Source organism: Megasphaera cerevisiae DSM 20462, from assembly GCF_001045675.1.
GTDB classification, from domain to species: domain Bacteria; phylum Bacillota; class Negativicutes; order Veillonellales; family Megasphaeraceae; genus Megasphaera; species Megasphaera cerevisiae.
In genome coordinates this window covers 1-771 of sequence record NZ_LEKT01000146.1, presented here as the reverse complement: position 1 = coordinate 771, position 771 = coordinate 1, and the positions used below count along the sequence as shown (strand labels likewise).

At 33.9% G+C, this 771-nt stretch carries 1 protein-coding gene; it reads right to left on the bottom strand.

Annotation, left to right across the window (positions count from 1 at the left end; genetic code table 11):
• Positions 1-131 precede the first annotated feature (131 nt).
• A partial coding sequence (locus tag AB840_RS15460) for an IS6 family transposase (protein WP_072061884.1) occupies positions 132-771 on the bottom strand: 640 nt, incomplete at its 5' end.

Genomic DNA, 771 nt, shown 5'->3' with positions numbered 1-771 from the left:
ACCAAGAAGCGTTGTGATGCCCACATTTTTTAGACCAAATACCACAAGATACATACCAATAGAGAATAAAAGGTTCTGTTGCAAAGTTAGAAAAATATAGCTAATCACCATTTTATTGTGTCAGTCTTCGCTTAACTGACTAACATGTAACTAATTTCGTGGCAAGGAGAAAATCCGTAGATCTGAAGAGACATACGGTTCCTTTTATATAATCCATAAATACATTCAATGCCTTTGAGCGTGTTCTTTGCCGTATTAATACTTCGATAGCTTGTCTTCTTCATCTTAATATGACGATGATCTTGTTCAATGAGGTTATTAAGATACTTAGATGTACAATGACAATTAGATTTGAGTTTAAAATCTTTCCTCAACTTAGACATGGCCACCTTCATTGAAGGTGCTTGATCTGTAATAATTGTTTGAGGTTTACCAAACTGTTTAATAAGTCTTTTAATAAACGCATATGCTGATTGATTATCTCGTTTCTTACGTAACCAAATATCTAATGTATGACCATCTGCATCAATGGCACGATACAAATAACACCATTTTCCTTTGATTTTGATATATGTCTCATCAATGCGCCACTTATAATACGCTTTGTTATTCTTTTTCTTCCAAATTTGATACAAAATAGGAGCATATTCTTGAACCCATCGATAGATCGTTGAGTGATGAACGTTCACGCCACGCTCTCTTAATATTTCAGATATATCACGATAACTTAATGCATATCTTAAGTAGTAGCCAACGGCTACAGTAATAACA